Origin of the sequence: Marinobacter sp. KMM 10035, from assembly GCF_046537445.1 — a bacterium.
Classification (GTDB): Bacteria; Pseudomonadota; Gammaproteobacteria; order Pseudomonadales; family Oleiphilaceae; genus Marinobacter; species Marinobacter sediminicola.
Map to the genome: position 1 here is coordinate 362,775 of NZ_JBBVMG010000001.1, position 23,052 is coordinate 385,826.

Consider the following 23,052-nt stretch of genomic DNA (forward strand, 5'->3'; position numbering starts at 1 on the left):
AGTCTTTTAAATGAGCCTACCATGCCCGTAACCAACATCGGCGATGCCCTGTTTACCAAAACCCAGCAGCGTGTACTCACTCTACTGTATGGCCAGCCAGATCAAAGCCTATACCTAAACGAATTGGTGCGGCTGGCTCAGGTTGGCCGCGGCTCGGTGGCTCGGGAGCTAACCAAGCTTACCGACTCTGGACTGGTGGTCATGACCCGCCAGGGCAACCAGAACCATTATCAGGCAAACCGGGACAACCCGATCTTTCATGAGCTGATCCATATCGTTCAGAAGACGTTTGGTATTTCTGAAGTTCTGAAAAACGCCCTGCTACCGGTAGCCGATACTCTCCAACAGGCCTTTATCTATGGCTCCGTCGCCAAAGGCGAAGCACACGCTGGAAGCGACATAGACCTGATGCTGATCGGCAAGGATCTCAGTTACAGCGACATCATGGAACTGCTGGCACCTGCGGAGCAACAGCTTCAACGAACCATCAATCCCACGTTATACTCCCCCGACGAATTCGAGGAACGCATTGCTGACAACCAAAGCTTTGTTACCCGGGTGATAGAACAACCCCGCCTCGAGCTGAACTTCGCAAGCTAAACCACGGTTCCGCGCATGGAAGCACTCGACAATCTGGTAAAGATACGACGGCTTAAAGTCGAACCGCCCGATGCCCGGGAATTTGATGGCATGCTTAGAGCGGCTGATGCCAAACTCAAAGACGCCTGCATAGAAGGGCTTTCTGAAGACAGCCAGTTTTCTCTCGCCTACAGTGCCGCTCATGCTCTGTCACTCGCCGCGCTCCGATGGCACGGTTACCGCTCAGAAAGCCGCTACATTGTATTTCAGTGCCTGCAGCACACGGTCGGTTTGCCGAATGCAAAATGGCGGGTACTGGATAAATGCCATGCGGCCCGAAACCTGGCAGAATACGAAGGGCACATGGATGTGAATCCACAGCTGTTGAAAGAGCTAGTTGCTATCACCCGCGAGTTACAGGTGTTGGTAAAGGCGTTGGCGCCAATCACAGTCTGACGTTCAGACTTTCTTTAATTGCTCAGTCAGGCCAGTCTGATCTAACGACTTTCCCCAGCCATTTCCGTGCACGAGCTCTTCCAGCGGAAGACGTGATCGCCAGCCCTTCGCCTGCAGTTCTGGTTGATCCAGAAACTCACTGACATAGCCCAGGCAAAGATACGCCAAGGGGTAGACCTGCTCCGGCAATTGTAGAATATCCGACAATCGATCCTGGTCCAAAATACTGACCCAACCCACACCAATGCCTTCCGCCCGCGCCGCCAGCCAGAGGTTTTGTACCGCAAGACAGGTGCTGAACAGATCCATCTCCATGATAGAGTTTCGGCCCAAAACATGAGGGCCACCCCGGGAACGGTCACAGGTGATACACAGGTTGATTGGGCTTTCGATAATGCCTTGAAGCTTTAAGCTACGATAGGCTTCCTTGCGCTCACCGGTATAGTTATCAGCGGCTTTGGCGTTCTCTTCATTGAAGCTGGCAAGAACCCGCTCTCGCACCGACAAACTGTCGATCACAATGAAGTCCCACGGCTGCATAAAGCCTACCGACGGCGCGTGATGGGCAGCCTTCAGGATTCGGGCTAAGACATCGTCCGATATGCGGTCGGGCAAAAACTGTGAGCGCACATCACGGCGTTCAAAAATAGCCCGGTACAGCCCTTCTCGCTGGGCTTTGGTGAACGGGTCATTGTGGTTGCTCATAGCTGCAGCAGGCTCCTTAGCCGATCGGTATCCAAACACGCCTCCACCTGGTCAGCCAAGCGATCCAACTGCTGTAACCGGTGGCTCTGGTAATCCACCGCTTGCGCAGCTGCCTGATTCAGCCCTGCCCACGCCAAGATGGCATCGCATGCTTCGGGCGCATCGAACAAGCCATGCACATAGGTGCCGGCTATTTGGTCATCATGACTAACGGCGCCGTCGGGCTGGCCTTCCAGTTCCGCAAAAGGGCGAGCGAGTGCTGGGCCTTCGGACACGCCGTTGTGCATTTCATAACCCTGCATGGTCACGCTTGTGGTCGCCCCGGCTACGCTGCACGCCAGGGTGCCGGACACTTGTTTCAGCTGCTTACCGGGTACCATTCGCGTATTCATTTCCAGCAGGCCCAAGCCTTCTGTGTGGCCAACTTCGCCCTCAAGGCCATCAGGATCTTCGACCCACTGCCCCAGCATCTGAAAGCCGCCACAAATTCCCAGCACCTTGCCGCCGTAGCGCAGGTGTTTGCGCAGTGCTTCCGGCCAACCTTGATGTATAAGCCACTGCATGTCGTGACGGGTGCTTTTACTGCCCGGCAGGATGATCAAATCAGCTGGAGGTATGGGTTGGTCCGGGCCGACAAAGATGAGGTTTACCCCCGGATGCAGCCGCAACGGATCAAAGTCGTTGTGGTTGCTGATGCGTGGTACTACCGGCACCACCACGTTCAGCGCACCAGCTTCGCTACTTCCTTCAGTGCTGACACTGTCTTCGGAATCCACCACCAGCCCGTGAAGGTACGGCAGTACGCCGAACACCGGTTTGCTCGTGCGGGTTTCGAGCCAGTCGAGCCCCGGTTCCAACAGCGCAATATCGCCCCGAAAGCGATTGATGATAAACCCTTTTATGCGCTGCTGTTCACTGGCAGAAATCAGCTCCAGCGTGCCAACAAGCTGAGCAAAAACCCCGCCCCGATCGATATCCCCAACCAATAGCACCGAGCAATCCGCTGCTTCCGCAAAGCCCATGTTGGCGATGTCGTTAGCGCGCAGGTTAACTTCCGCCGGGCTGCCGGCGCCTTCCGCAATGATCACATCGTAACGTTCGCTGAGTGAACGCCAGGCGGCCATCACCGCCTTCATGGCTTCGGCTTTATAGGCGTGATAATCCAGCGCATCCATGTTCCCATGAACCTGCCCGCGCAGAATAACCTGGGCACCACAATCACTTTGGGGCTTCAGCAATACCGGGTTCATGTCGCTGTGGGGCTCAAGGCCACAAGCCAGCGCTTGCAAAGCAGTGGAGCGGCCAATTTCACCGCCATCCACCGTCACCGCGCTGTTCAAAGCCATGTTCTGGGGTTTGAACGGTGCGACTGATACACCCTGGCGGGCGAGCCAGCGACACAGGGCGGCGACAACCGTGGTTTTACCAGCGTCGGACGTGGTGCCCTGGATCATCAGAGTGGTCATATTTTAAAGCTCGACACCCTTCTGGGCCTTGATGCCCTGATCCTCAAAAGCGTGCTTCACTACGCCCATTTCAGTCACTGTATCTGCGATATCAATCAACTCTTTCGGGGCGCTTCTGCCAGTGACCACCACGTGCTGCATCTCTGGCCGTGCTTGTAGATCGTCCAGAACACGGTCGAGATCGATATAGTCGTATTTCAATGCGATATTGAGTTCATCCAGCAAAATCAGATCGTAGCTGTCGTCGTTCAACATGCCTGCAACGATGTCCCACGCGGCATTGGCCGCTGCAACATCCTGCTCCCTGTTCTGAGTTTCCCACGTGTAGCCCTGCCCCATAACGTGGTAGTCCACATTAGGCAAATCCCGGAAGAAGGCTTCTTCACCGGTACTGAACGCACCTTTAATGAACTGCACAATGCCGACTTTCATGCCGTGGCCTAAAGAACGAGCCACCATGCCAAAACCAGAGCTGCTCTTACCTTTGCCCGGGCCGGTCAATACCAGCAATATGCCCTGTTCTTTCTGGGCGTTGGCTATGCGTTCGTGCATGATTTTTTGTTTGGCTGCCATGCGTTTGGCGTGGCGTTCGGGGTCTTTTGCGCGTTCTTTCATGGCGATTGCCTCACATCAACGTTAGTTTATTGAGCCGGCACAAATACCGACAAACCATCTTTTTCCAAGGCGATAAGGCGCTGGTTGTATAAACGTTCCAGTGCTTCCGGCACCAACATGCTGTCTGTCGCCCCCCAGCACGCATCGCCATTGGTGTACAGCAACAGAACATGGCTACACCAGCGCGCCGCCATGTTGAGATCGTGCAAGCACATAAACACAGCTTTTCCGGACTCTGCCTGGTTGCGAAGCAGATTCATCACCTTTACCTGGTGGTGCAGATCCAGATGGTTGGTGGGCTCATCCAGCAACCAGATGTCCGGGTTTTGGGTCATCAAGGTGGCAATGGCAACGCGCTGGCGTTCTCCGCCAGACAGGGTGTTGAGCAAGCGTTCAGACAAGCCATCGACATCCAGTGCCGTCAGAGCCTGTTCCGCAAGAGCCTGATCCTCGCCTTGCTCACTTTCCCAGGGTGACAGCCAGGGATGGCGGCCAATCAGGGCTGTTTCCATCACCGTTGCCGGAAACGTGTCCTGACGCTCCTGGAACACCAGGCCCAGATGCCGTGCAATATCCCGGCGCTTGAGCTCTTTTAAAGGTGAGTCATTCAGCACCACCTGCCCGCTGCGAGCAGGAAGCAAACCCGCAAGGGTATGCAGTAATGTGGTTTTGCCAGCACCGTTAGGGCCTAGCACACCCCAGATCTGGCCCGGCTCAACATTCATATTCAGAGCAAAGCCGTCAGCGCGCCCCGGTATGTTGATGATCAGTTCGCGGGCTCTCAGCGTGCTCATCAGCGACTCCGGTGCAACAGATAGAGAAACATGGGCACACCCAGCAATGCGGTTATCACGCCAACCGGCAACTGTTCGGGCGCAATCACCGTACGCGCCAGAGTGTCTGCCAGCACCAGCAACGTCCCGCCGGCCAGAGCGCTGGCAGGCAAGATAGTGCGCTGGTCATTCCCCAACACCAGCCGGAGCATGTGAGGCACGATTAATCCTACAAAACCAATACTCCCTGCGGTCGTCACGGCCGTTGCAGTCAGCAGGCTGGCAAGTAGATACACCACCCATTCCAGCGGCCGCACAGACACACCCAGCGCGGCTGCCTGCATAGGCCCCCGCGCCAGCACGTTGAGGTTCCGGGCAAGTGGCATAATCAACATTATGGATACAACCAGCACCACAAATGCCGGCCAGGGTGTACGAGCATAGGAAACATCCCCCATCAGCCAGTACAGCATACCGGGCAGTTTGTGCGAGGGCGTGATTGCCAACATGAGTGTGATCACAGCCCCCCAACCGGAAGCGACCACAACGCCAGTGAGCAGTAGGCGGGAAGGTGTCCAACTACCGGTTCCATGGGCAAGACCAAACACCAGCATGGTTGCCAGCATGGCACCAGCAAAAGCCGAGCCCGAGATTAGCAGCGTTCCCATCCCGGCAAGCATCGCCAGCAATGCCCCTACTGCGGCACCACCCGACAGCCCCAGAATGTATGGATCAGCAAGTGGGTTGCGCAGCAATACCTGCATCAGTGCGCCGGCCACAGCCAACAGCCCCCCCGTCGCAAACGCCGCAATCGCTCGCGGCAGCCGTAATTCCCAAACAAGCGTACGATGCAATGCGCTGCCGTCGCCCTGAATAACCTGCCAAAGATCAAGCAGTGGAACGGTCACACTGCCCATAGCCAAAGCCAGCATCATGGCTGCCAGTGCCATCACGCCAAGACCCAGAAGTGAGCGGGTCACTGGCCACCCTCCCACAGGTGCTCACCCACGCCATCAATGCCCACGAGCAACGTCCAACTTTTCACAAATCAGCTTGCTGGCCTCGAGTAGCCTGGGCGTGGGCCGGGAAATAGGGGAGGCGGGAACAAAAATAAGGTTATCCCGAACCACCGCACTCAACTCGGAATACTCCATCCAGCGATCCAGCTGTTCATCGGCTTCGCCATCTACACTCCCCGTGAGAATGGCATGAGGGTTGGCCTTCAAGACAACTTCCGCACTTATTCTTGGCACTAAACGTGGCATATCGCCAAACACATTAACGCCACCACACAACTGCAGAACCTTACCAATCAAATGATCATTATTGATGGTCATCAGCGGCTGCTCCCACACCTGATAAAAAACCGGTATCGGCTCCGCGTTGCGATACTCGTCAGCAATATCCGCAATGCCCTTTCTGAAACGTTCCGCTTCCGCAAACCCAGCCTGCTCTGTACCCGCAAGAGTAGAAAGCCTCTCGAGAACACTGGAAACACCTTCAAAAGTTCGAGGCTCTATGGCGAACTGGGGAATACCCAACGCCTCCAAAAGCTCAATCTGGGCCGGGGGATTTCCTGTTACCCAAGTGATCACCAAATCCGGCTTAAGCGCCACAAGGGCTTCCAGATCTATCCGCGTATGATTGCCAACCCGCGGGAGCTTGAGTGCAGCGGGAGGATAATCACTGTAATTAACACCCGCGATTACCTTATCGCCCGCCCCGGCTGCGAACGTAAGCTCGGTTGCGCCCGGCGACAAAGTAGCAATTCGCTGTGCAGGCGCCGCCAGACACAGGGGTTGACCGGCATCATCCGTTGCACAAACGTCTGCAAACGCACCGCCAACTAGCGCGAAAAACAGAAAAAAAGCACGAAATATCATTGAAAGCTCATTCCTTGGTCTGCTGCCAAAATGACGGATCCGGCGCCACAAATAACATTAATTGACTGACATAAAACGGAACCCTAGACTATGCGCCAAGTTCTATCCGTAGCAGGTGCCCGTGGCGCAATATACGTTATCGTATTATTGAGCGCAGGGTGAAACTGGGAAGTTCGGTTAAAGTCCGACGCTGCCCCCGCAACGGTAAGTGGCAATGAGCAGGATCAGCTCCAGCCTTCTGGCTGGCGCGAGCGCATCCTACTCTGGCGACATCGCCAGCCGCAAGCCCGGAGACCGGCCTGCTACCGGCTATCAGTGAGTACTGGCGGAGGGCTGGTACCGCGGAGTTTTTGCCTGCTCGTGTTGGCGTTAAACCTCCTGATGATAGCTGTTCTCGCAGCTGAAGCGGTTTTCTTTAGCTGTGGTTTATAGCTCATTTGGCCATGGTTAACTGCTCTAATGCGTCGTTTTTTCTGCCTGCTATTTCTTTTCCCCCTGGCTGCCGCAAACGCGGACGACGCTGCGCCGTTTATCATTGTTGAAAGCTCACCCGCCAACGCAGCAACAACCATCGATCCCTCCAAGGCAACCGGCCCGGTACGGGTAATCCCCCGTTCGGAATATGAAAACCGCACCGCCAATCTGGCCGACGTGCTCAGCAATCAGACGGGCGTTCAGATTCGCCAAAGTGGCGGCTTGGGTAGTTATTCCTCCGTCTCCATCAGAGGTTCCACCGCTCGCCAGGTTCAGGTTGTGGTTGACGGCATGCTGCTCAACGATCCCGTAACGGGCGGGGTGGATATGGGCAAGCTAGGGCTTCACGACATCAGCCGAATTCAGATTTACCCTGGTGGCGCACCCGCGCAGTTTGCCCAGGCTGGTATTGGTGGCGTGGTGGTTATGGAAACCCTGGGCAAAGATATTGAAGATTCCACCCGCATTAACTTGGGCGCAGGTTCTTTTGATACCTACAAGATGGGCCTGTTCAACAGTGGTGGCCACGAAGATTTTTATTATTGGGTATCGCTGGATCGGCAGAGCAGTAACAACGATTTTGAGTACCCCAACAGCCGCGAATGGTTCAATCCGAACGATGGCGCCACGACAAAACGCCGGAATGCAGACTACGATCAGGATGCTGTCAGCACTAAGCTGGGTTGGGAGATCAATAACACCAGCACGCTGGACGCGCTGATTCAGTACAACGATAACGAGCAGGGCGTTCCAAGCATTCAGAACTGGCAAAATAACAAAGCGTTTTTAGCCAACGACACCCTACGCACCCAATTGCACTATCAGCAAAAAGGCTGGATGGATGGCCAGGTTCACTCCAGCCACCGAGTGATATGGTCGGATGCCAACGAGCGTTACAACAACAAAACAGGGCTGGTCGGGCTGGGCACAACCGACGTCTATACCCGCACAAAACAGCTTGGAATGACCAATACCGTCACTTGGTTGTTGGGCAACCACACGCTTTCCGCCGCTATCGATGTCGCAAAATACGACTACCGACAGAACGACAAGCTCAGCTCGGATCTGCCTGACGAAAGGGAACGCCTGCAAATCGCCAGCGCGCTTTCCCACCAATGGCTCAGCTCAAACAGCCGCTGGCGTTCGCAGGTATCTCTGCGACAGTACCGCATTGACGACCATTCCGATGAATCACTCGGCAATGGCACCGTCACGCAAACCTCCAGTACAAATCGCTACAACAGCTGGCAACTGGGGTTGAGCCATTACTTTGCCGTCAACTGGGAAGTTTCTGGGGCGTTATCCAGACAAGTTCGTATTCCAACTCTGCAGGAGCTCTATGGTCAGCAGGGGTTATTCGTCGGCAACCCCGATCTTGAAGCCGAAGAGTCAAAGAACTACGAAATAACTCTGCGCACAGACCGGGGCTGGGGGCACGCCGAATTAACAGGGTTCTATCGTGAACTTGACCCTGCTGTTGCCGCGATCTACGACGCCCGCGGCGTTGGCCGTTACACCAATTTATCCGCAGAAATATACGGCGCAGAAATAGATGCATTGTGGCGCATCTATCACTGGTGGGAGCTGTACGGCAACGCAACACTTCAGGAGTCTGAAAACACTGATGACAGCGTCAGTGATCGCTTCGAGCAACGACTTCCCGGCATCTACCATGAGTCATTCGTCGCCGGCAGCCGCTGGCATATCCGGCCTTTCCGCTTTGACGTTTCCTACAACTATGACGACAAGCTCTATTATGACGCCGCCAACAGGCTCATGGCCGACCCCCGTACTCTGATAAACGCTTCCATAAGCTGGACAAAAGTCTGGCCCAACCGTGGCGAGAGCGAAGTCACTCTGGAACTTCAAAATATAACAAACGAAACCTATCAGGATTTCAGCCGCTTTCCCGGTCCGGGAAGGAGTTGGTTTGTGAATGTGAAGCACATTTTTTGATCGGCGAATATCTAATTACGCAAACCAAAAAGAAAGACCTTATATAAACAGGAACCAAGGAACCCATCATGAAAACTGAACTGCACTTCCGTAGATTCGCTCTACCCTTCGTGCTCGCCCTGTCTGCCACACTTACTGCCTGTGGCGGAAGCTCAAGCAACAGTGGCAGCATCGAGATCGATGAAAATACAAAGTACGTTGCCGCAATCGCGACTGCGTCGAGTGATTACCTGTCTGGCGAAGTCGAGTTGGCTGAACTGGGCAAAGACGATATATCGGCTAACGGTGGTTATTTTCCGGGGCCGTCTGATATTACAGTGAATGCCTACGGTGAAAACTACTACCTGATTGGTAAATTCTTCATTGATACCATCAAGAAGGTCAATATCAAAGATCCGGCCATCGCTACGTGGGACTACTCCACACTGGCAAAAGGCGCTACCGGCTCATCAAATCCTTATCAGCTGGTCTTTGTTAGTGAGCAAAAAGCGTATCTCCTCCGCTATGGCGCAAGCACCGCATGGATCGTAAACCCGTCAGCCGCCAATGAGTCAGAGTTCTATACGGGTGAACTGGATTTGTCCGCTTACATACCCCAAAACACAACCGGAGCACCAAACATGTCCTCTGGGGTGATTGTTGGAAGCAAGCTCTTTATTACTCTTGAGCGTTTGGGTAGCGACTATAAGCCGACAAACACAAGCTATGTCGCGGTCTTCGACACAACAACCGACAAGGAAATCGATACTGACTCAGGGAATGCAGAAGGGCTTGAGGGCATTGCCTTGCTGGGTCGCAACCCAACACGCATTGAACATGTTGAGGGACTTGGCTTGGTGGTAGTTAATCGAGGCGGGTTCAGCTCCCCATTTGCTGGCACAGGTCTGGACATCATTGACCCTGACACCTATACCGTCAGCCCTTTAATTACTGACGCTGAGATTACCACACAGATCAACAACGCCGTATTTGTGAGTCCAACACAGGCTTACGTTCTTAACTACACAGGCTGGCAGGACATTTCCCTGCAACGCTTCAACCCATTGGCAGGCGCCAACAGTCTCACGGATGTTGCTGGTCTAACAGGCGGTGATTTCAGAACTATCGACCTAAGCCCCGAAGGTACTCTCTGGATAGGGGATGCCAACACCAGTGCTCAAGGTGTTCGCATCTTTGATACGTCCACCGATCAACAGGTCGATTTTGTAGAAACACAGCTACTGCCCATTGCAGTTGCATTCATCGAAACAGGCAAAGACACGGAAGTAGCAGGCACACCATAAGCGAAGTAAAACTAAAGGCAGCGGTGGATTATTGCGCCGCTGCCTTTATCACCTCAGCCAAGCGCTTCCACTCGCCACTGCTGCCGGGCAGTCCAAATCTCAGCATTTCTGGCTGGGTAAAACAGCGAACCAGCACGCCGCTACGGGCAAAGATTTCCGCCAAAGCGCTCGCTTGGCCGACCCTTACGGTCTGAAACAGAGGGCTACCGCCGAAAACCGGAAACACACTGTCTTGGAGCAACCCTCTCAACTTGTCAGAGTCACCGCGCAAACGGTGCAAGGCATTCTGCTGCCAGTCATGATCCTCCAGCGCCCGAGCCATCACATAACGAGCAGGCCCACCAAGCACCCAAGGGCCGAGCGCACTTCTTAAAGCCCCAGCAACAACAGGATCCGCTAGCACCGCCCCTGCACGCACCCCCGCCAATCCAAAAAACTTTCCCAGCGAACGCAGAATAATCAAACCTGGCAAACCGGCACGGAATGCCAAACTGAATGCCGGCGTAGCATCCATAAACGCCTCATCGACAACGAGCCAACCACCGCGCTTCTGCAGCTGCTGATGCCAGCGCAGGAGCGTCGAGGGCGGGACGATTTCACCGGTGGGGTTATTGGGGTTAATCCACACCAGCACATCCAGCCGGTCCAGCCAACGGTCATCACAGCCTGTCGCTCCACCGTCTGTTTGCTCAGGTGCTATAGGCACAATTGTATGGCCTGCCTGCCGCCAGCTTTGCCCATGCTCTCGATAACCCGGCACAGGTATACCCACACGGCAGGGTTTGCGTAATTTCGGCAGCGCCATGATCGCTGCCTGGCTGCCCGGCACAGGCACACAGGCCGCCTCCGCGGGCGCTCCTGACCACTTGCGAATAACTTCTTCAAGCCCATCATCGGCTTCGGGCAGCCTTTGCCAAAGCTCTGCCGGTATTTCAGGCACTGGCCAGCCATTGGGGTTAATGCCAGTAGACAAATCAAGCCATTCCGAACGGGGGATTCCGCAGCGTTCTGCCGCTTTGTTTAAACGCCCACCATGTTCCAGCATCATGATGAATGCACCGCCAAAAACCAAAACACTGTGGTCACCAGAAGCGCGCCAAGCCAGAGCCAGACTCCCCGCCGTACCAATGTGATCGCAGCGTCCACACTGGCGGAGCTCGCATTCTGGGTGCCACCCAGCACCGGGCGATGTTTAACGCCGGAAGGATAGGGTGAGGGCCCACCAAGCCGAACATTCAGTGCGCCGGCACCCGCCGCCATCACAGGGCCGGCATTGGGGCTATCCCATTGTGGCGCCTGATGTCTCCAGCACCACCATGCCAGCTTGCGATTGCCCAGCAGCATGTAGGTAAGGGCTGTCAGCCGAGCGGGCACCCAGCCCATAAGGTCATCCAGCCGTGCGGCCACTCGGCCAAAATATAGAAACCGTGGGTTGCGATAGCCCCACATGGCATCCAGGGTATTCACCATTCGGTGCAGCACAACACCCGGAATGCCTGCAGCCAGGAACCAGAACAAACTGGCAAACACCGCATCGGCTCCATTCTCCAGCATGGACTCAGTTGCCGCTGCAGCCACACCTTTTTCGTCCAGCGCACTCGCCTTACGGCTGACAATACGACTGACTTGCTCACGAGCTGTCTCAAGATCGCCGGCCTGCAATGGCTCAGCCACCGCTCTGCCATGCTCAGCCAATCCGCGAAGAGACATGGCGAGCCAAAGGACGATCGATTGAATCAACATCAACAGCCACCCATCGAGAGTGACAGACACCCAGATCGCTAAGCCCAAAAACGGTGCTGTGAGCAAAAATACGGAAAACAGACCAGCCAACAGACTCAGCCGGGAATTAGTCGGTGCGGTGTTAAATCGCTTTTCAACGGCGTTTGCCAAATGCCCGAAGCCGACCACCGGATGCAAGCGACGCGGCTCACCGAACAGCTGATCAAGGGCGAGGGCGAGCACAAAAACAATTAAAGGAGTGAATAAAAGCACTGGTGATTCCAAGCCGGTCAGTCGATGAAACCGTCAAGCCTACCTCATTACACCCAGTCGGAGTATGATCCCGCTCCAAACTCTATTGAACCCAAGCCCTGATCGCCGTAATAGCATCTGACGTTACGGTCTATTGATGTCTGAAGGTATGTGAAATGTCGTTTCCCAGCAGTTGGACTACCCCTCCCCAACAACCCGACGCACAGTTTTTTGAACGAGCCGCCCAGCGTCAAAGCGTTCTGACCAAGCCCGCCGGCTCACTGGGTCGGCTCGAAAACGTGGCTGTTCAGCTAGCCGGGCTGCAGGGCACTGTTACGCCAGCAGTTGATCGTGTTCAGATCAGCGTTTTTGTGGGTGATCACGGTATTTGTGAAGAGGGCGTTTCAGCCTATCCCCAGGAGGTTACGGCTCAAATGATTGCCAATTTCGCCAATGGCGGCGCTGCTATAAGCGTGTTGGCCAAATCCCTGGGTGCGGAACTGGAAGTTGTTAACCTGGGCACGGTAGCGGATGTTGAGCCCAACTTACCCGGTGTGGTTGATGCTCACATCGCCCCCTGCACCCGTAATTTTTCAGAAGCCGATGCCATGACGACTGAGCAGCTATGCGCCGCGTTGAGCCACGGCGATGCCGCAGCCCAGCGTGCTGCAGACAAGGGCAGCCAGTTATTCATTGGCGGCGAAATGGGGATAGGTAACACCACCTCCGCCACGGCTCTTGCCAGTTCGCTCATGAGCAAAAACCCCATGAAACTCACTGGTCCTGGCACCGGCCTGGACATGGCGGGCGTGCGCCACAAAGCGGAAATCATCATCCTGGCCATTCAGCGCCACGATAACGATGACGATGGCGAGGATGCCATTGCCGTACTCAAGGCCTTTGGTGGCTTTGAAATAGCCGCTCTGGCAGGCGCCTTTGCCGGCTGCGCAGCGCGATCCATTCCGGTGTTGGTCGATGGGTATATTGCCTCTGTCGCAGCGTTGCTTGCGGTGAGCCAGCAGCCAGGCATCCGCCCTTGGCTGCTATTTGCTCACCGCTCCGCTGAGCCTGGCCACGAAGCTATTCTTGCCGCATTGGGTGCTGAACCCTTGCTGGATCTTGGCATGCGGCTCGGTGAAGGCAGCGGGGCAGCTGTCGCCATTCCGCTATTGAGAATGGCCTGTGAGCTTCACAACAAAATGGCCAGCTTTGAAGACGCTGGCGTTAGCAATAAAGATCCGCAATAAAGAGGGCAGGCACCATGGCTGATAGCACATCCGTGTTTGACCTGATTCGCCACGGCGAGCCGGAAGGCGGCCCCATGTATCGCGGCAGCAAAGACGACCCGCTAAGCGAGGCGGGGTGGCAGCAGATGCGAAGCGCAGTGACTGAAAGTGAGCACTGGGATGCCATAGTTACCTCCCCCATGCTGCGCTGCGTTCGCTTTGCGCAGAAACTCGCAGATAACCGCGGAATCCCCCTGCATAAGGACGAACGTTTGCGGGAGATTAACTTCGGGGAATGGGAAGGGCGCACAGCCGATGAGGTGATGGCCAACGATGGCGAGAGGCTCAGCCAGTTCTGGGCGAACCCGGTTGCCTACACGCCTCCCGGCGGTGAAACAGCCAAGGACTTCAATCGCCGCGTTACTGAAAGCTGGCACCATTGGCGGGAGAAGCTTGCAGGCCAAAAGGTCCTGATCGTTTGCCATGGTGGGGTGATCAGGATGGTTATTGCGGATGTTATGAACATCCCCCTGGAGCATTCCTTCTCCAGTGTGGCCACGCCCTATGCCTGCCGTAGCAGAATACAGGTGGACACATCAGCTCACGGGGCTTTCCAAAGCCTTGTAGCCCACGGGTCACTCAAGGCTTCAGCACCGTAGGCAGTCCGGCGATACTCATCACCACTTTGTCGCTCACAGCGGCCAACGCCTGATTCAGCCAACCCAGCTCATCCGCAAAACGCCGGGTGAGCGGGTCCATCCCGATCGTACCCAAGCCTACCTCATTGCTGACTATCACAAGCTCGCCGGGATAAAGGCTCACCTGATTTAAAAATGCTTCCCGCTCCCGGGCAAAGGTTTTTTCTCCGGCGTGCAGCAGGTTGCTCACCCACAGGCTCATGCAGTCAATCAGTATACAGGGCAGTTGCGTGGCTTTTGCCTGGCGGGCAAGCACCTGGGCCAGAGCCAGCGGCTCTTCCTCAAGCCCCCAGCTATCCGGGCGCTGCTGTTGATGGCGCTGAATGCGCGTGCGCATCTCGTCGTCTCCGGCGGTTGCGGTTGCCAGGTACACCACTGAATTGTTTGTGCCCGAAGCCAACTGCTCCGCAAGCGCGGTTTTACCGGAGCGGATGCCGCCAAGTACTAGTGTATGCATGATGTTTGATGGTTTCTCCGAAGGTCAAAAGCCACATTATAGCCTTTCGGCCCAACCTCCACCGCTCAGCCGGCGGCTTCTGCTATAGTTTTGCCTGAACGTTATCCAATTCCATCCGGGAGACAGCATGCAGGCTGAACTGATCGATATCCGCAACCACCTCATCCAGCATGCCCCATTTGATGAAATGCCTGGGGAGCTGGTGAACGAGCTTACTGCCAACATTGAGATCAGTTATGTGCGGGCAGGAACCCAGATAACAGAAACCGGGCAAACCAGCACTCGCATGTATTACGTGCGAAGCGGCGCTGTGGAAATTTTCCGTCGCTCCGGCGAGTTGTATAACCGCATAGGTGAAGGCGAGATATTTGGCCAGTTTGGCCTGCTTATGCGTGGCCAGGTGAGGTTTCCTGCGCGGGCACTGGAGGACAGCCTGCTCTATCGCGTTACGGCAGAAACCTTTCATTATTTGTTTGAAAACGATGAGAATTTTGCAGATTTTGTGGAGATAGAAGATCGCAGCCGTTTGCGTTCAGCCGTCTCCCGCCGGGAAAAATCCAACGCTCTGATGACCTCCCGCGTTAACCGTCTTATTTCCAGAGAAACCGTCTCGGCACCCACCACTGTGAGGCTGCAGGAAGCTGCGCGAATCATGACAGATCAGGGTGTATCTGCTCTGCTGCTGATGGATGAAGAGTGCGGTGGCACCTGCGACAGGGAGCGGTTGGTGGGCATCATCACCGATCGGGATCTGCGCACGCGGGCGGTAACCGAAGCGCTGCCCTCCGAAACGCCCGTCAGCGATATCATGACCACAGGTTTGATTACCATTCGGGCCAGCAGCTATGTGTTTGAAGCCATGCTCACCATGCTGCACAACAACGTGCATCACTTGCCGGTAATAGACGGCGATGAGGTTCGAGGCGTAATCGCCCTTGCAGACATTGTGCGCTACGAAAGTCAGAGCAGCTTGTATCTGGTAAGTAACATCTTCCACCAGCAAGATGTGAAAGCCCTGAAGAAAATCAGTAATGATGTCCGCGACAGCTTTGTGCGTATGGTGAATGAGGACGCCAATTCACACATGATAGGCAGTGCTATGGCAGGTATCGGCCGAAGCTTCACTCAGCGCTTGCTGGAGTTGGGTGAGGAAAAACTGGGGCCGCCGCCGGTCCCCTACTGCTTCATGGCACTGGGCTCCATGGCCCGGGACGAGCAACTGGTGGTGACAGACCAGGACAATGCCATGATTCTGGACAACAGCTTTGTGCCAGAAGAACACGACGAGTACTTCCTCGCACTGGCAAAATTTGTGTCTGACGGGTTAGCTGAATGCGGCTACACCTACTGCACCGGCGACATAATGGCCACCAACCCAAAATGGCGCCAGCCGTTGAAGGTTTGGCGCGATTACTTTACCGACTGGATTGAAAACCCCAAGGCAGTCGCCCTGCTGAACAGCAATATCTTTTTCGATCTGGACGGCATTTATGGCCGCACGGAATATGCCGAAGAGCTGAAAGCTCTGGTCGCCCAGAAAGCCAGCAGCAGCCAACTGTTCCTGACCCTTATGGCGCGCAATGCGCTCAACCGAACACCTCCTCTGGGCTTCTTCCGCACCTTTGTGCTTGAAGAGGACGGTAAACATCAAAAAACCTTCAACCTGAAACGCCGGGGCACAGCTCCACTGTCGGACCTCATTCGGATTCACGCCTTGGCTTGCGGCTCACAGGCGCAGAACTCCTTCGAACGATTGAAAAGCATCGGCAAAACCAAGCTGATTATGGAAGACGACCTGAGCAACCTGCGAGACGCACTGGAGTTCATTTCTATTGTGCGTATTCGCCATCAGGCGCTTGCCCTGGAAGCTGGAGAGGAACCCAACAACAATGTGCGGCCAGAAGATTTATCGCCATTTGAGCGTAGCCATCTCAAAGACGCCTTCCAGGTTGTGAGCAATGCCCAGAAGTTCCTGAGATTCCGCTACAACTCTCAGGCGACCCGGCATGTCTGATAACCAATCCTTACCAGACGCCGTTAATACCCTGCCATGGCCTGAGCAATACCAGGCTCTGTCGGAAAGCGCCAAGGCGCCTGTGCTGAAAGCCTTTTACGAGGCCGGCTGCGTTTCTGAGGACACGGCAATCTCCGAGGTGCCCATGGTGGCCCTGGATTTTGAAACCACCGGCCTTGAAGCGGACGCTCATTCAATCGTCAGTATCGGGCTGGTGCCTTTTACGATGGACGCTATTCTGCTTAATCAGGCCAAACACTGGATTGTGCGCCCGAGACTGCCACTGCACCAAGCATCTGTGACATTCCATGGCATCACCCACGCCGATATCAGCGACGCGCCAGATCTGTCAGAAATACTTGAAGACGTCTTTGCCAGCCTGAATGGCCGCATTGTGGTCGTTCACTTCAGACATATCGAACGACCCTTCCTGAATGTGGCACTGCAATACCGCCTTAATGAGGGAATCCGTTTTCCTCTTATCGATACCATGGCAATAGAGGCGCACCTGCACCCAAACCGGCAACCCTCTTTCTTTAAAAAACTGGCAGGAGAAAAGCCAACATCGATACGGCTAGGGGATAGCAGAAAGCGCTACGGGCTGCCTCACTACGCGGCCCATAACGCTCTGGTCGATGCTATAGCGACTGCAGAACTTCTGCAGGCCCAGATTCAGCATCATTTCAGTCCAGAAACGCCTGTTGGCGACTTATGGCTATAAGGCGCCTCCACCTCGGCAATCCAATCGCCGTAGCCAGACGCAGCCATGTCTTCCAACGGGATGAACTTCATCGCCGCTGAGTTCATGCAGTAGCGCAGGCCCGTCGGGGCGGGACCATCATTGAACACATGACCGAGATGCGAGTCAGCAAAGCGACTTCGAATCTCGGTGCGCTTCATAAAGAACCCATTGTCTTCCTTTTCCACAACCATGTCCGGGCTCAGCGGGCGGGTAAAGCTCGGCCAGCCAGTTCCGGATTTGTATTTGTCACGGGAAGAAAACAGTGGTTCACCTGACACCACATCCACGTAGATTCCCGGCTGTTTGTTATCCCAGTACGGATTGCTGAACGCCCGCTCGGTGCCATCGTTCTGGGTTATTTCATACTGAGTACTGGTCAGTCGCTTCTTCAAGGCTTCGGGATCGGGCTTTACAAAGCTTTCCGGGTCGAAGCCTTTTTTGTCGCCAGAACTGCCCATTGCCTTCTCGCTTGGTTTGAACTGGCTGAAATCCAATTCATAGTCTTCGCCATATACGCTTTCAATGAACTGATAGCGGCCCGAGTTGTAGGTGTAGAATTTATAGCGCACCGGATTCGTTTTATAGTAATCCTGGTGATACTTCTCTGCCGCGTAAAACGCGCCCAGTGGTGTGATTTCAATAACCACCGGCTTTTCATAGACACCGGAAGCCTGCAGTGCCTGTTTGGCCGTTTCAGCCAAACGCTTCTGATCAGCATCGTGATAGAAAATTCCCGGGCGATACTGTTGGCCACGATCCACAAACTGACCGTTGGCATCCGTGGGATTCATCATTCTCCAAAGGCCCTGCAATAAACCTTCATAGGTGATTACGGTCGGGTCGTAGTAAACCTGAACAGCCTCTGTGTGCCCGGTGCTACCGCCGGCCACCTGCTGATAGTTCGGATTAGGCTCGTCGCCACCGGTGTAGCCAGAAACAGCTTCCACCACGCCGGGGATTTTCTCGTAGCCAGCTTCCACGCACCAGAAGCAGCCACCGGCAAAGGTAGCGACTTTCAGGCCCGGGTCTGTCGGAGCATATTCATTGGCCGTGACGGTGCTTTTCTCGGCTGTGGCAACGGTGGCATAAAAGGCACCGGTAGCTGCGACAAAAAGCGCAGTAACCATCACGAGTATTTTTCGGTTCATAACAACTCTCCTGCGAGTAATAACGAAAGCCATCCTATCGCCGTGACTTCACCAAAACGTTCCTTAAATCTTACGAATTTATAACGCTGTGGATTCTTTTGCCGCTGAATCCGCCAGCGGCAGCCAAAATAGAAACCTGGCACCTGCCCCTGAATGGCTTTCTACGGAGATTCGCCCACGCTGCAACTCCGCCATTCGGCGCGCTATTGCAAGGCCCAGCCCCGCATGCCCGGTGCGGTTTGCGCCAGGGGCCTGATAAAATGGTTCGAACACATGATCGATATCCTTCGGAGCGATGCCTTCGCCTGCATCCTTTATGCAAATTGCAGCACCATCACCGTTCACCGTCACACTTAGCTGTACCTCTGCACCCTTGGGTGAATGATCCACAGCGTTGCCAATCAGGTTATCCAGCACTCGCTCGGTCATGGCGATATCAGCCAGCACTATGGCCGGCTCGGCGCTTGTGATGCTCAACGTAACATCTGCCTGTTCGGCTTTTGGCCTGTGCTTTTGCACAACGTCGTGCAGCAGCTCTGCGGGCATAAACGACTCCGCAACGGGTTGTCGTTCGCGGGCATCCAATGCCGCTAATTCAAACAGCTCATCAACCAATTTGCTAAGGCGCAGGGTTTCAGCCAAAGCCACATGAAGAAAGCGCCGGCGCTCATCAGGGCTCAGCTCCTGCTGCTTTATTCCCAGGGTTTCCAGATACCCCTGAATGGACGCCAGCGGGGTGCGTAAATCGTGTGACACCTGAGCCACCAGTTGGCGGCGCAGGTGATCTTTATCTTTCAATAACTCCAGCTGGCTGGCAATGCGAGCCGCCATCTGATCAAACCGGGCCGCCAAATAATCCACATCGTCCCCGGGCACACTGGTGTCGTCTGCAATACCCGTACTTGCTGAATCTTTTATCTCTGCCGCAAAAGCCTCCACTCGAGCAGTCAGCCCAGACAAGCGCCGTGTCAGCAGCCTAAAGAACACAAGGCCCGCAAGCAGCCCCACAAATAGGCTGATGGCTAAAGCCCCGCCGCCCATCTGTAGCAAGTGGTCGCTGTGCACCATACTTTCAGCAAAATCGTACTCTTCACCCCTAAGCACCACATACAGGTAGCCCGTGGGATTCTCCGCACTCGGCACCGGGGTGACCGAGAACACTTTGCGGCGATCGTGACTGCGCGGGTCGTCGCCCTGCAAAGGGTAGGCGCCCGGGTTGCCCAGCAACTTGTGAATAGGCTCCAGGGATACATGCTTGCGTTTGATTTTCGCCGGGTTGGCAGAGTAAGAAAGAATGCGGCCTTCGTGATCCAGCAAGTAAATCTCAATGCTGGGGTTGATGCTCATGTACAGATCAAACAGGCGCTCCAGCTCGCTGTGATTGAGTGTGCCGTTGGTGACCAGGTTGCGATCTGAGACGAGGTGGCTGGCAAGATCGCGATTCAGCTCCTGGCCCACTGCCGCACTATACTCACGCACGGAGTAGAGGCTTAACGCCGTAAACAGCCCACCAACAATCACGAGCAATAGAAACAGGCCGAGGGCCAGGCGCGCATACAGGGTTTGAAACAAAGGTCGGGGCATAATGGTTCAATCCAGAAACCGATACCCGACACCCCATACCGTTTGCACGTAACGGGGCTCGGCTGCATCGGCTTCAATCTTGTTGCGCAAGCGGTTGATGTGGGTATTCACGGTGTGTTCATAACCCTCGTGGTTATACCCCCACACTGCATCCAGCAACTGCGCCCGGCTGAACACGCGCCCGCGGTGGCAGGCAAAGTGCCAAAGCAGATCGAACTCACGGGCGGTAAGTTCCGCCTCAGTGCCTTGCACAAACACTCGCCGCCGCACAGGGTCTATTCTGAGCCCGTCTACCTCCAACTCTTCGGCTTTCGCTTGCTCGGAACTGCGGGAAGAAAGTGCATCCACCCGCCGGAACAAGGCTTTGATGCGGGCCGCAAGTTCCGCAACGCTGAAAGGTTTTGTCAGATAATCGTCTGCACCCATTTCCAGGCCAAGCACCCGATCCAGCTCGGAACTTTTGGCGGTCAGCATAAGCACCGGAACGTAACCGGGGATAGCCCGAATTTCCCGGCAAACAGAAAGTCCATCCAGTCCCGGCAGCATCAGGTCGAGAACAACCAGATCAATGCCGCCTTTTTTAAAGCGCTCAAGGCCATCATCCCCGCGATCAACAAGAACCGGCTGCATATCCAGATCTTTGATCTGCATACTCACCAGTTCCCCGATACCGGGATTGTCTTCAATAATCAATACAGTTCGCGTCATAAACGGTGGTTTAACCTGAGTGACAATACAGTCTTTGTGCGCTTTCTCATGAAATGAGTCTAGCGTTAAAAGTTCACAAATTCGTCACAACCTTCTGCTCCGACCGGGCTTCGCTAAGATAAAGCCAATGGTCTACGCTAAATGCAGGCTCTATCGCACGCAGAGTGTTCATCGAATGAGGGAGGTGCAGCAATGCCGCTCACCAGTATAAATAAGGAGTGTTCTATGTTCAGGGGTCAAATCATCGGTCGGTGTCTACTGGCGCTGGTGCTATCGATACTGGCGTTTACGGCGCAGGCAGAGAGATTGACTGACTCAACAATCGGAGCATTTATCGCATCCATGCAGGAGGCTCAGGCACTTCAGAACCAATACGAAGATACAGAAGGCTGGCCGGATCCTGACACAGAAGACATAGATTCAATACCCGACATGACGCGGCTCTTTTCTGATGGTGTTGAAGAAATGAAGGGCACCCCCGCCTATGGCAAGTTCGAAGGCGTGGTCAAAAAGCATGGTTTCAAAGACCTTCAATCCTGGGCATCTGTCGGTGACCGGGTTTTCGGCGCCATGATGGCCATTGAAATGAAAGGCGCGGGCAATGGTGGCTCCGAGATGGCCGAAGCCATGGCAGAAATGGAAAACGATCCGAACATGAGCCCTGAAATGAAAGCCCAAATGCGGGCAATGATGGGCGCTGCGCTGAACATTACAAAAGCCGCCGACAACGTACCTGCCGCAGACATAGAAGCAGTCAGACCCCACATGAAAGCTTTGCAAGCCACGATGAACGACGACGAGGACTGATGTTCAGTCCAAAAAAAGCCCGGAAAGGCACCACTGCCTTCCGGGCTTTTTTGTTTCCAGTGCAACTACACCAGCAAGTTGTAAGCAAACACGATCACAACGGCCACCGGCGTAACAAAACGCAAGAAGTTCAGCCACAGTGCAAAGGTGCCATCGCTCATTTCCAGATCTGATTTCAGTGATTCTTTAGCGACAAACCAACCCACAAAAATCGCGGTCAGCAAACCGGATAGTGGCAGCAGGATGTTGGCAGTAAAGAAGTCCAGTAGATCAAAAATCGTTTTCCCTTCAAACCGCGCGAACATATCAAGGGGCGTAACATCTGCCCAAACGTTCAGCGACAATACAGACGCAATACCCAGCAGCCAGCAGAGCACGCCAACAAAAATGGCACTGCCCGAGCGCTCCATGTTGGTGTTCTCTTCTACCCACTCAACTACAGGTTCCAGAAGGGAAATTCCCGAGGTCCAGGCGGCAAACAGCAGCAACACGAAAAACAGGGTGCCAAACACATCCCCCATAGGCATGTTGCCAAACGCCAGTGGCAGGGTCTGAAATATCAGGCCTGGGCCTGCACCGGCTTCAAGGCCATTGGCAAACACAATCGGGAAAATGGCCAAGCCGGCAAGCAGAGCCACGGCTGTATCCATCAAACCGATGGTTACCGCGGTGCGCCCAACCGCTACATCGCGCCCGAGATACGAGCCATAAGCCATCATGATGGCCATGCCCAGGCTGAGTGTGAAGAATGCATGGCCCAGAGCAATCAGAACGCCGTTGACTGTTAAGGCATTGAAATCAGGCGTAAACAGGAAGCTGACAGCCTCACCGAAGTGCCCGGTGGTGGTCGCATAACCAACGGTTATCAGCAGCAGAATAAATAGCGCTGGCATCAGTATGCTGACCGCTCTCTCCAGCCCGTTTTTAAGGCCTTGAGACACAACAAGAATTACCAAAACCATAAACAGTGTATGCCAGGCTAACAACTGCTTGGGGCTCGCCAGCAGATCACCGAACAGCTTGCCAATGGACTCTGAGTTGCCACCGTTAAAATCCCCCAATGCTGCGTGACCAACATAGGATGCAGCCCAGCCACCAATGACAGAGTAAAAAGAGAGAATGACAAAGGCGGCGATCATGCCGATAACAGCGGAGATACGCCATGCAGGTGAACTGAGGTTGCGCTCGGCAACCAACCGCATACTGCCGATCGGATTGTGGCGGCCGCTGCGGCCTATGTAGATCTCAGCCATCATGATGGGCACACCGATAATGGCGATGCACAACAGGTAAACAAGCACAAATGCGCCGCCCCCGTTCTCACCTACGATGTAAGGAAACTTCCACACGTTTCCAAGACCAACCGCGGAACCGGTTGCGGCAAGAATAAAGGCAAAGCGAGAAGACCATAGGCCGCGGGAGACGCCGGAATCGTTAGTTGAAGCCGGGTTAGACTGAGACATGTTTAGTTCCTGTGCTTTTGGCTGAGGACTCGGATTTGAAA

At 54.8% G+C, this 23,052-nt stretch carries 22 protein-coding genes and 1 riboswitch; of the genes, 9 read left to right on the forward strand and 13 right to left on the reverse strand.

All coding sequences use genetic code 11. The features are described from left to right. The first annotated feature begins 21 nt into the window (after positions 1 to 21). Positions 22 to 600: a nucleotidyltransferase domain-containing protein gene (locus AADB16_RS01585; RefSeq protein ID WP_309044009.1), complete on the forward strand. Its 579-nt coding sequence runs from the start codon at positions 22 to 24 to the stop codon at positions 598 to 600. 15 nt (positions 601 to 615) lie between these two features. Continuing rightward, positions 616 to 1,035, forward strand: a complete 420-nt coding sequence (locus tag AADB16_RS01590) for a hypothetical protein (protein WP_309044010.1) — start codon at positions 616 to 618, stop codon at positions 1,033 to 1,035. A 3-nt stretch (positions 1,036 to 1,038) separates the two neighbouring features. Here the strand turns inward: AADB16_RS01590 and bluB are convergent, their stop codons facing one another. Genes bluB through AADB16_RS01620 form a run of 6 tightly spaced genes read right to left on the reverse strand, consistent with a single transcriptional unit; the run spans position 1,039 to position 6,477 of the window. After that, complete coding sequence (gene bluB, locus AADB16_RS01595) at positions 1,039 to 1,740, reverse strand: 5,6-dimethylbenzimidazole synthase (protein ID WP_410800936.1); 702 nt, start codon at positions 1,738 to 1,740, stop codon at positions 1,039 to 1,041. Further along, positions 1,737 to 3,206: a cobyric acid synthase gene (locus AADB16_RS01600; RefSeq protein ID WP_410800938.1), complete on the reverse strand. Its 1,470-nt coding sequence runs from the start codon at positions 3,204 to 3,206 to the stop codon at positions 1,737 to 1,739. Before AADB16_RS01600 ends, bluB begins: the two co-directional genes overlap by 4 nt. A gap of 3 nt (positions 3,207 to 3,209) precedes the next feature. Then, complete coding sequence (gene cobO / locus AADB16_RS01605; RefSeq protein ID WP_410800940.1) at positions 3,210 to 3,821, reverse strand: cob(I)yrinic acid a,c-diamide adenosyltransferase; 612 nt, start codon at positions 3,819 to 3,821, stop codon at positions 3,210 to 3,212. A gap of 26 nt (positions 3,822 to 3,847) precedes the next feature. Next, entirely contained in the window at positions 3,848 to 4,615 is a 768-nt protein-coding gene (locus AADB16_RS01610; protein WP_410800942.1) for an ABC transporter ATP-binding protein, read from the reverse strand. Continuing rightward, a complete protein-coding gene (locus tag AADB16_RS01615; RefSeq protein WP_410800944.1) occupies positions 4,615 to 5,574 on the reverse strand; it encodes a FecCD family ABC transporter permease in 960 nt (319 codons plus the stop codon). The genes AADB16_RS01610 and AADB16_RS01615 overlap by 1 nt, the downstream gene beginning before the upstream one ends. 33 nt (positions 5,575 to 5,607) lie before the next feature. Continuing rightward, the gene (locus AADB16_RS01620) at positions 5,608 to 6,477 is read right to left on the reverse strand and encodes a cobalamin-binding protein (protein WP_309044016.1); all 870 of its coding nucleotides are present in this window, start codon (positions 6,475 to 6,477) and stop codon (positions 5,608 to 5,610) included. 96 nt (positions 6,478 to 6,573) lie between these two features. Further along, a riboswitch (cobalamin riboswitch) is annotated at positions 6,574 to 6,795 on the forward strand. Between the two features lie 141 nt (positions 6,796 to 6,936). Between AADB16_RS01620 and AADB16_RS01625 the strand changes: the two genes are divergently transcribed. Both AADB16_RS01625 and AADB16_RS01630 read left to right on the forward strand, forming a co-directional pair. Next, a complete protein-coding gene (locus tag AADB16_RS01625) occupies positions 6,937 to 8,907 on the forward strand; it encodes a TonB-dependent receptor (protein ID WP_410800946.1) in 1,971 nt (656 codons plus the stop codon). Between the two features lie 68 nt (positions 8,908 to 8,975). Further along, positions 8,976 to 10,190: a hypothetical protein gene (locus AADB16_RS01630; RefSeq protein WP_410800948.1), complete on the forward strand. Its 1,215-nt coding sequence runs from the start codon at positions 8,976 to 8,978 to the stop codon at positions 10,188 to 10,190. 28 nt (positions 10,191 to 10,218) lie between these two features. Here the strand turns inward: AADB16_RS01630 and cobD are convergent, their stop codons facing one another. Together cobD and cbiB are read right to left on the reverse strand one after the other, a co-directional pair. Continuing rightward, positions 10,219 to 11,238, reverse strand: a complete 1,020-nt coding sequence (gene cobD / locus AADB16_RS01635) for a threonine-phosphate decarboxylase CobD (RefSeq protein WP_410800950.1) — start codon at positions 11,236 to 11,238, stop codon at positions 10,219 to 10,221. Next, positions 11,235 to 12,185 carry an adenosylcobinamide-phosphate synthase CbiB gene (gene cbiB, locus AADB16_RS01640; RefSeq protein ID WP_309044020.1) on the reverse strand — a complete coding sequence of 317 codons (951 nt, stop codon included), beginning with the start codon at positions 12,183 to 12,185 and terminating at the stop codon, positions 11,235 to 11,237. The genes cobD and cbiB overlap by 4 nt, the downstream gene beginning before the upstream one ends. A 155-nt stretch (positions 12,186 to 12,340) precedes the next feature. Here cbiB and cobT point away from each other — a divergent pair, with 155 nt between their 5' ends. Both cobT and AADB16_RS01650 read left to right on the forward strand, forming a co-directional pair. Further along, positions 12,341 to 13,411 (forward strand): nicotinate-nucleotide--dimethylbenzimidazole phosphoribosyltransferase, encoded by a 1,071-nt coding sequence (gene cobT / locus AADB16_RS01645; RefSeq protein WP_309044021.1) that lies wholly within the window; start codon positions 12,341 to 12,343, stop codon positions 13,409 to 13,411. A gap of 14 nt (positions 13,412 to 13,425) precedes the next feature. Then, positions 13,426 to 14,049 carry a histidine phosphatase family protein gene (locus tag AADB16_RS01650; RefSeq protein WP_410800952.1) on the forward strand — a complete coding sequence of 208 codons (624 nt, stop codon included), beginning with the start codon at positions 13,426 to 13,428 and terminating at the stop codon, positions 14,047 to 14,049. Here AADB16_RS01650 and cobU read toward each other — a convergent pair. Then, entirely contained in the window at positions 14,030 to 14,545 is a 516-nt protein-coding gene (cobU, locus tag AADB16_RS01655; RefSeq protein ID WP_309044023.1) for a bifunctional adenosylcobinamide kinase/adenosylcobinamide-phosphate guanylyltransferase, read from the reverse strand. The genes AADB16_RS01650 and cobU overlap by 20 nt on opposite strands. A gap of 127 nt (positions 14,546 to 14,672) precedes the next feature. Between cobU and AADB16_RS01660 the strand changes: the two genes are divergently transcribed. Next, entirely contained in the window at positions 14,673 to 16,559 is a 1,887-nt protein-coding gene (locus tag AADB16_RS01660) for a putative nucleotidyltransferase substrate binding domain-containing protein (protein WP_410800954.1), read from the forward strand. Then, positions 16,552 to 17,280: a 3'-5' exonuclease gene (locus tag AADB16_RS01665; RefSeq protein ID WP_410800956.1), complete on the forward strand. Its 729-nt coding sequence runs from the start codon at positions 16,552 to 16,554 to the stop codon at positions 17,278 to 17,280. Before AADB16_RS01660 ends, AADB16_RS01665 begins: the two co-directional genes overlap by 8 nt. Here the strand turns inward: AADB16_RS01665 and msrB are convergent. The 3 genes from msrB to AADB16_RS01680 form a co-directional block, all read right to left on the reverse strand. Then, entirely contained in the window at positions 17,238 to 18,449 is a 1,212-nt protein-coding gene (msrB, locus tag AADB16_RS01670; RefSeq protein WP_410800958.1) for a peptide-methionine (R)-S-oxide reductase MsrB, read from the reverse strand. The genes AADB16_RS01665 and msrB overlap by 43 nt on opposite strands. A gap of 78 nt (positions 18,450 to 18,527) precedes the next feature. Continuing rightward, positions 18,528 to 20,033: an ATP-binding protein gene (locus tag AADB16_RS01675; protein ID WP_410800960.1), complete on the reverse strand. Its 1,506-nt coding sequence runs from the start codon at positions 20,031 to 20,033 to the stop codon at positions 18,528 to 18,530. Positions 20,034 to 20,039: 6 nt separating this feature from the next. After that, complete coding sequence (locus AADB16_RS01680) at positions 20,040 to 20,741, reverse strand: response regulator transcription factor (RefSeq protein WP_410800962.1); 702 nt, start codon at positions 20,739 to 20,741, stop codon at positions 20,040 to 20,042. 225 nt (positions 20,742 to 20,966) lie between these two features. Between AADB16_RS01680 and AADB16_RS01685 the strand changes: the two genes are divergently transcribed. Beyond that, positions 20,967 to 21,548: a hypothetical protein gene (locus AADB16_RS01685; protein ID WP_410800964.1), complete on the forward strand. Its 582-nt coding sequence runs from the start codon at positions 20,967 to 20,969 to the stop codon at positions 21,546 to 21,548. Between the two features lie 65 nt (positions 21,549 to 21,613). Here AADB16_RS01685 and AADB16_RS01690 read toward each other — a convergent pair whose 3' ends face one another. After that, positions 21,614 to 23,011 (reverse strand): sodium-dependent transporter, encoded by a 1,398-nt coding sequence (locus AADB16_RS01690; RefSeq protein ID WP_298451064.1) that lies wholly within the window; start codon positions 23,009 to 23,011, stop codon positions 21,614 to 21,616. Between the last annotated feature and the right edge of the window lie 41 nt (positions 23,012 to 23,052).